The sequence below is a fragment of the Streptococcus danieliae genome (genome assembly GCF_009767945.1).
In the GTDB taxonomy this organism is placed as follows: domain Bacteria; phylum Bacillota; class Bacilli; order Lactobacillales; family Streptococcaceae; genus Streptococcus; species Streptococcus danieliae.
Window position 1 is genome coordinate 1 of the sequence record NZ_WSRS01000080.1, and the last position, 7,991, is coordinate 7,991.

A 7,991-nucleotide genomic window follows, 5' to 3' on the forward strand; every position below is an offset into this window, starting at 1 on the left:
GTAAAAAGTTTCATTTGAGCATGGTATTTGATAAATATTTAAAATCGCTACTTTAAAAAAGGTTCTGACTGAAGAGAAATCAGTTAGAACCTTTCATGCGTTTGTCGTGGCAGTATCGTCTTTTGCTTTTTTTTCGGTAGTGAAAATGGTATAATCAAGGCTGAAATTTTAGAGAAAACGGGTATGCAATGAAGATTGAAAAACGCTATTTGTTAAATTACTCAATCCTGATTCCTTACCTCGTCTTGTCGGTTTTGGGGCTGATTGTGGTCTATTCGACAACGAGTGCAAACTCGATCCAGAGTGGCGGGAATCCTTTTGGCTCCGTACTGACACAAGGGATCTTTTGGATTGCGAGTTTAATTGGGATCGCCTTGATTTACAAAATGAAACTAGACTTTTTGAAAAATCAAAAAGTAGTCGGCTTTATTCTCAGCGTGGTTGTCCTCTTGCTGATTATTTCACGCTTCTTTGGAGCGACAATCAATGGGGCTAGGGGATGGATTTTGCTGGGGCCTTTGAGTTTGCAGCCGGCTGAATACCTCAAGGTGGTAATGGTTTGGTACCTGGCTTCGGTTTTTAGCAGCGAGCAGGAGTTGATTGCCAGCAGTGACTATTATGCCTTGACCAAAAACACCTTCTTTCCACGGAGTTTTACCGATTGGCGAGTGGCAGTTCTAATTTCTCTGGGGGTTGTGGCTTCCTTGCCGGATCTGGGAAATGCGACGATTTTGACCTTGCTGACCTTAATTATGGTTTCCTTGAGTGGGATTTCCTACCGTTGGTTTATGACCAGTCTGGGAGCTATTGTGGCCTTGTCGGCAGCTATTTTGGGAACGATTCGTCTGGTCGGGGTTGATGTTGTGGCTAAAATCCCCTTGTTTGGTTATATTGCCAAGCGGTTTAGTGCCTTTTTTAATCCCTTTGAGGATTTGTCCGATTCGGGCCACCAACTAGCCAATTCCTACTATGCCATGAGTAATGGTTCTTGGTTTGGGCTTGGTTTGGGAAATTCGATTGAGAAGAATGGCTACCTGCCTGAGGCGCATACAGACTTTGTCTTCTCCATTGTGATTGAGGAGTTGGGTTTTGTCGGTGCTAGTTTGATTTTAGGTTTGCTCTTTTTCCTGATCTTGCGGATTTTGTTGGTTGGGATTCAGGCGCGTGATCCCTTTAATGCCATGTTGGCGACAGGAGTTGGTGGGCTTTTGCTGACGCAGACCTTTGTCAATATTGGTGGAATTTCCGGCTTGATTCCCTCAACCGGGGTTACCTTCCCCTTCCTTTCGCAAGGCGGGAATAGTTTGTTGGTTCTGTCCATTGCCATTGCTTTTGTTTTAAATGTTGATGCGACGGAAAAAAAGAAAGCGTTAGAAGAAGGTCAGCCTCTCTATTGAGGATGAAAGGGCTTGTTTGATTGGGCGGGATGAGGAAAGGCCTTGTCCACGCCTCTTTTTGCATACGAGGAGAAAAAATGGAAAAACTAGAGTACCAGGTATCCGCAGCGGCCATTGCCGAGGATGCCCAAGAACTGACCCGGATGGTCAACCAAATTGTGGTAGCAGCTTATGGTCCAGGTGTCTTAGACGAAATTGCTCAGGTTAAAAACTGGGTCGTGGCAGGAGCGGATCAAGCGATTGCCGCTTATTTGAAGGATTTAGAATTGGAGCGGATGGCATTGTTGGTTCGCTATTTTGCGGTCGTGCCTCTTTTAATTAATATTGCCGAGGATGTTGACCTGGAGGTGACCATTCAACGGCGGAATAATTTACAGGAGGACTATCTTGGGAAACTGAGCCAGGCGGTTGCTCGGATGGCGCAAATGGAGAATGCCCAGACTCTCCTCGAAGATCTTCAGGTGGTGCCGGTCTTAACGGCCCACCCAACCCAGGTCCAACGGAAGTCCTTGCTGGATTTGATGTCGCAAATCCATGACCTTCTCAAGCAGAAGCGGATGGCCTTACCAGGAGATTTGAACCAGGCAGAGTGGGAAGAAGAGCTTAATCGCTATCTGGAAACGATTTTGCAAACTGATCTGATCCGGGAGCAGAAATTGACGGTTACCAATGAAATTGTCAATGCTATGGCTTATTATCGTAGCTCCTTGTTGGAGGCGGTTCCCCGGCTTACCCAGACCTATCGCGAGTTGGCACAAGAGCAGGGACTATCTGTTCCTAACAGTAAGCCCATCTCTATGGGAATGTGGATTGGCGGCGACCGCGACGGCAATCCTTTTGTGACTGCAGATACCCTGAAAGAATCAGCCCGTGTTCAGCAGGAAGTTCTTTTTGACTTTTATCTACAAACGCTCAACAAGTTGTATCGGGACTATTCTGTTTCCTTGAATTTGACACAGGTTAGTGCCGAGGTAGAACAGTTGGCTAGCCTCTCACAAGATAATTCGATTTTTAGGGAAAAAGAACCCTATCGTCGAGCGCTTTCTTGGATCCGGGATCGACTCTTAAAAACGCAGCGGGACATGCAGGACTTCTTGGGGCGCGCGGAAAACTTGGATGTGACCTTGGCTGGTAAAGATTTGATCCGAATCCAACAGCAGCGTGATTGGGAGACTGTTCCAGCCTATGCCAGTGCGGCGGAGTTTCGGGCAGAGTTGCAGCAGGTTCAAGATTCCCTCTTGACCTTCGGTCAGCAGCACCTGGCTAGTGGGAAATTGAGTCAGCTGCTGACAACGGTAGAGGTTTTTGGTTTTTACCTGGCCAGCATCGACCTGCGGCAGGATTCTTCCATGCACGAAGCCTGCGTGGCAGAATTATTAGCTACAGCTGGTTTAGTTGATGATTATGCAAGTAAAACAGAGAACCAAAAGGTTGCCCTGCTCTTGCAGTTGTTGACGGAGGATCCCCGGCCCTTGTCAGCCCCAACCCTGCCCAAGAGTGACTTGTTGGCTAAAGAACTAGCCATTTTCAAAATGGCTGCTAAACTCAAAGATGTATTGGGAGAAGAAGTGATTCGCCAATCGATTATCTCGCATGCCACCAGTGTGTCTGACTTACTGGAATTGGCAACTCTCTTAAAGGAGGTTGGCTTATTAAACCGCGAAAGCACCCGTCTCCAGTTAGTTCCACTTTTTGAAACGATTGAGGACTTAGAGGCTTCACGTCAGACCATGCAGGACTATCTGTCTTTGGACTTGGTCCAAAAATGGATTGCCTCTCAAAACGGCTATCAGGAAATCATGCTGGGCTATTCGGATAGTAATAAGGACGGTGGTTATCTGTCTTCAGTGTGGTCCCTTTACCAAGCCCAAGAAGATCTCCAAAAACTGGGGCAGGAATTTGGGATCAAGGTGACCTTCTTCCACGGCCGTGGTGGAACAGTGGGTCGCGGTGGTGGCCCAACTTATGAAGCGATTATTGCCCAACCGTTGGAAAGTATCCGGGACCGTCTGCGTTTAACGGAGCAGGGGGAAGTGATTGCCAACAAGTATGGCAATCAGGAAGCGGCCTATTACAATTTGGAAATGTTGCTGTCGGCTTCTTTGGACCGGATGCTGAACCTGGAAGCAGAGTTGAGTGTAGAGCAGCGTGAAACCTATGGACGGGTTATGAATCACCTGGTGCAAAGTAGCTACCAGGCCTATCGACAGCTAGTGTTTGAAAATCCTGCTTTTTATGATTTCTTTTTTGAAGCTAGTCCGATTGCAGAAATTTCCAGTTTAAATATTGGTTCCAGGCCAGCAGCTCGTAAAACGATTACGGAGATTTCTGGTTTGAGGGCGATTCCTTGGGTCTTTTCTTGGTCCCAGAACCGGATGATGCTGCCTGGTTGGTACGGGGTTGGTCAGGCCTTTCAGACCTTAATTGCAGAGGATCCAGAATGGCTGGACATTCTCCGCGAGATGTATCAGAATTGGCCATTTTTCCGAGGCTTACTTTCCAACGTTGACATGGTACTGGCTAAATCAAATATGACCATTGCGGCTCACTATCTGGATTTGGTAAAGGATCCAGAGGTTGCGGCTGTTTATGACCTGATTTTGGCAGAATGGCACAAAACCAAGGAGAGTGTTCTGTTAATAGAAGAAAGAGATGAGCTCTTGGCGGACAACAGCTATCTTTCCAACAGTTTGTCTTATCGGATGCCTTATTTTGATGTTTTGAATTATGTTCAGGTGGAGCTAATTCGTCGCAAGCGGGAGGGGAATTTACCGGCTTCAGCAGATTCCTTGATTGCGACAACGATCAATGGAATTGCGACAGGGTTGCGCAACTCTGGTTAATCGGCGGAAAAATTAAAAAAAGAAGTAAAAGGCTTGATTTTTTCTAACAGTCTGATAGAATAGTAGGGAAAGTTAGACTGTATTGCCTACTGTCTATCTATAAAATATATTTTATTGGAGGCTTTTACCCAAATGGCAAAAGAAAAATACGATCGTAGTAAACCCCACGTTAACGTTGGTACAATTGGACACGTTGACCACGGTAAAACTACCCTAACTGCAGCGATTACAACTGTTTTGGCACGTCGTTTGCCTTCATCAGTTAACCAACCTAAAGATTACGCTTCTATCGATGCTGCTCCAGAAGAGCGCGAGCGCGGAATCACCATCAACACTGCACACGTTGAGTACGAAACTGAAAAACGCCACTACGCTCACATCGACGCTCCAGGACACGCGGACTACGTTAAAAACATGATCACTGGTGCGGCTCAAATGGACGGAGCTATCCTTGTAGTAGCATCTACAGATGGACCAATGCCACAAACTCGTGAGCACATCCTTCTTTCACGTCAGGTTGGTGTTAAGAACTTGATCGTCTTCATGAACAAGGTTGACCTTGTTGATGATGAAGAGTTGCTTGAGTTGGTTGAAATGGAAATCCGTGACCTTCTTTCAGAATACGATTTCCCAGGTGATGACCTACCAGTTATCCAAGGTTCAGCTCTTAAAGCGCTTGAAGGTGATTCAGCATTTGAAGACATCATCATGGAATTGATGAACACTGTTGACTCATACATTCCAGAACCAGAACGCGATACTGACAAACCATTGCTTCTTCCAGTCGAGGACGTATTCTCAATCACTGGTCGTGGTACTGTTGCGTCTGGACGTATCGACCGTGGTGTGGTTCGTGTCAACGACGAAATCGAAATCGTTGGTATCAAAGAAGAAACTACTAAAGCCGTTGTTACTGGAGTTGAAATGTTCCGTAAACAATTGGATGAAGGTCTTGCAGGAGACAACGTTGGGGTTCTTCTTCGTGGTGTTCAACGTGATGAGATCGAGCGTGGACAAGTTATCGCTAAACCAGGTTCTATCAACCCACATACTAAATTTAAAGGTGAAGTTTACATCCTTACTAAAGAAGAAGGTGGACGTCACACTCCATTCTTCAACAACTACCGTCCACAATTCTACTTCCGTACTACTGACGTAACTGGTTCTATCGAGTTGCCAGCAGGTACTGAAATGGTTATGCCTGGTGATAACGTGACAATCGACGTTGAGTTGATCCACCCAATCGCCGTAGAACAAGGAACAACATTCTCTATCCGTGAGGGTGGACGTACTGTTGGTTCAGGTATGGTTACTGAAATCGAAGCTTAATTCGGTTCATTTCCTAGATTAACAATTAAAGTCAGAACAGCGCTAGCTTGTCCTTGGGACAGGCTAGTGTTTTTTTACATTTAATGAAGAATTAGTCATTGAAGGTTGCTTTGAGGGCGGAAATGTCCTTTTTTTCTGATTGTCTTTGTGATAAAATAGGGACTGTAATAAAAATAGAAGAGGTATGTGAAATGTCACGTAAACCAATTATTGCCGGTAACTGGAAAATGAACAAAAATCCTCAAGAAGCTCAAGCTTTTGTAGAGGGACTTGCAGGTAAATTGCCTTCAGCTGATCTTGTTGAAGCAGCGATTGCTGCACCAGCTGTTGATTTGAATGCTCTTCTTTGGTTCTCTAAAGATTCAGATCTTAAAGTGGCTGCTCAAAACACTTACTTTGAAGATGCAGGTGCTTTTACAGGTGAAACAAGCCCTAAAGTCTTGAGTGAAATGGGTGTGGACTATGTTGTCATCGGTCACTCTGAGCGTCGTGATTACTTCCATGAAACAGACGAAGATATCAATAAAAAAGCGCACGCAATCTTCCGTAACGGTATGACTCCAATCATCTGTTGTGGTGAGTCTCTTGAGACTTATGAAGCAGGACAAGCGGTTGAGTTTGTTGGAGCTCAAGTTTCGGCAGCGCTTAAAGATCTTTCAGCAGAGCAAGTGGCATCTCTTGTCATTGCTTATGAGCCAATTTGGGCTATTGGTACTGGTAAATCTGCAACTCAAGATGATGCACAGAAAATGTGTAAAGCAGTTCGTGACGTTGTGGCTGCGGACTTCGGCCAAGAAGTTGCAGATAAGGTTCGTGTACAATACGGTGGTTCTGTAAATCCATCTAATGTTAAAGAGTACATGGCTTGCCCAGATGTAGATGGAGCTCTTGTAGGTGGTGCTTCCCTTGAAGTGGATAGCTTCCTAGCTCTTTTGGATTTTGTAAACTAATGGTTTCAAAGCTCGGTTTTTCCGGGCTTTTTTCTTTATTTGCATTGAAAAAATTATTTTCTATGGTAAAATGAACAGGTAAGTTTAAGAAAATTTAAAGGAAATGAAATCTATGAAACATGGGTCGCAACAGCGTTTTTCAATTCGGAAGTACTCTTTCGGAGCAGCCTCGGTTCTTATTGCGAGCTTGGCCTTTATGGGCGGGCAAGTGCAGGCGGATAGTCTAGCAGAAAGTTCTGCGTCAACAGAGGCTACCAGTCAAACAGTCGCAAGTAGTATTACCGAGGTGGTCACTCAAATAACTTCTGAGCCTACTCCTGCAAGTAGCCAAAAAGAAGTTGAACCGTCTACTGAGACTAGTTCAGTTGCTCAAGCAGAACTAGTACCAAGTGAATCTGTGTCCTCTGCTAGCGAGTCCAAAGTGGAAACTAAGGCGACTCCAGAGGTTCAACCGGAATCCTCAAAAGTTGAAAGTCCTGCAACTGTTAGCTCTTCAAGTAGTAGCCCTGTTGTAGCTCCAAGCGTAAATCCTGTTCGTCGAGCAGCGACAGCTGGAAACCCAAATGTAGCGACTCTACCAGATTCAGGAACCTATGTTTTCGAGGAAAAGACAGCTGTTCATTCCCAGCCTAACCTGTCTTCTACTGTTGTTGCAACCTATCAAAAGGGACAGTCTGTCATCTATGACCGTCTTTTGAGTGCAGATGAACGCCTATGGTTGTCTTATATTGGGGCTTCTGGTGCTCGTCGTTATGTAGCCCTACCAGCGCAGAACCAGTCTGGTCAAACAACGGACTCAGCAGTTGCTAACACCTTGAATGCTTTGGCTCCGCAGGGAACCTATACCTTTAGTAAAACAGCAGGTGTCAAAAATGAAGCACGCTTGTCTAGCCCGGATTTAGCCTTCTATTCTCCTGGTCAATCTGTTCGTTATGACCGTGTGCTAACTGCAGAAAATCACCGCTGGATTTCTTATATTTCCTACTCTGGCTTTCGTCGCTATGTAGCTATTGAGGAGCTTCCGCAAGTACCGAAGGTTGAGAAGACCGGTCGAGTGTCAACTGCCAATGTATCTAGTTCTGGCTATGATGTGGTTGTTACCAATGTTAACCATCCAGCAGGTGTTAAGGAAGTCCTTGTCCCAAGCTGGTCTGAGAAAACTGGTCAAGACGATATCATTTGGCATAAGGCTGTCAAACAAAACGATGGTTCTTACAAGGTTCGGATTGAAAGTAATCAACACAAACAAGACTTCGGAGCTTATCACTCACATGTTTACTATGTAACCAACCAAAACAAACGTGAGTATGTGACTGCAACCAAGGTGACTGTTCCACAGGCACCGAAGGTTGAGAAGACTGGTCAAGTTTCAGCAGCAAACGTCTCAAGCTCTGGTTATGACGTAATTGTCAAAAATGTTAATCACCCAGCAGGTGTTAAGGAAGTCCTTGTCCCAAGCTGGTCTGAGAAAA

General features: G+C 45.3%; 5 protein-coding genes. All 5 read left to right on the plus strand.

Annotation, left to right across the window (positions count from 1 at the left end):
* Positions 1-188 precede the first annotated feature (188 nt).
* Positions 189-1,397 carry a cell division peptidoglycan polymerase FtsW gene (ftsW, locus tag E5983_RS07655; RefSeq protein ID WP_160333278.1) on the plus strand — a complete coding sequence of 403 codons (1,209 nt, stop codon included), beginning with the start codon at positions 189-191 and terminating at the stop codon, positions 1,395-1,397.
* Between the two features lie 77 nt (positions 1,398-1,474).
* Positions 1,475-4,240 (plus strand): phosphoenolpyruvate carboxylase, encoded by a 2,766-nt coding sequence (ppc, locus tag E5983_RS07660; protein ID WP_160333279.1) that lies wholly within the window; start codon positions 1,475-1,477, stop codon positions 4,238-4,240.
* Between the two features lie 132 nt (positions 4,241-4,372).
* The gene (gene tuf, locus E5983_RS07665; RefSeq protein WP_135038088.1) at positions 4,373-5,569 is read left to right on the plus strand and encodes an elongation factor Tu; all 1,197 of its coding nucleotides are present in this window, start codon (positions 4,373-4,375) and stop codon (positions 5,567-5,569) included.
* 191 nt (positions 5,570-5,760) lie between these two features.
* On the plus strand, positions 5,761-6,519 hold the full coding sequence (gene tpiA, locus E5983_RS07670) for a triose-phosphate isomerase (protein ID WP_160333280.1): 759 nt from the start codon (positions 5,761-5,763) through the stop codon (positions 6,517-6,519).
* Between the two features lie 112 nt (positions 6,520-6,631).
* Positions 6,632-7,991: SH3 domain-containing protein (locus E5983_RS07675; RefSeq protein ID WP_160333281.1), on the plus strand; the 1,360-nt coding region annotated here is incomplete at its 3' end.